Below are 304 nucleotides of genomic sequence, written 5' to 3'. Positions count from 1 at the left end.
CGGGAGTTTTTGTTGCTAAAGCGTGGGTGGGTGCTGGAAGTGGGGCGAGGCGTCGAGGTGTTTGGTTGGGCTGGCTGCTGGGGAAGCGCCGAGGTGCCGGGTCGCGGAGGTGGGTGCTGGTGGTCAGGGGCGCAGCGCCTCGTGTTCGTGGTGGGAGCGGGCTTGGTGCTGGCCGCGGGCACCCGGTGGCCGGATTCTGCGGCTTAGGCACGAATCCACCCGTTAGCCGCATGGGGACACCCGTTAGCCGGGATCTGCGCTTTAGCAGTAACTGCTAACGGGAGTTTTTGTTGCTAAAGCGTGG

It is taken from the genome of Brevibacterium sp. HMSC24B04 (assembly GCF_001806835.1).
In the GTDB taxonomy this organism is placed as follows: Bacteria; Actinomycetota; Actinomycetes; order Actinomycetales; family Brevibacteriaceae; genus Brevibacterium; species Brevibacterium ravenspurgense.
The sequence above is the reverse complement of the archived record's forward strand: the minus strand, read 5'-3'. Positions refer to the sequence as shown.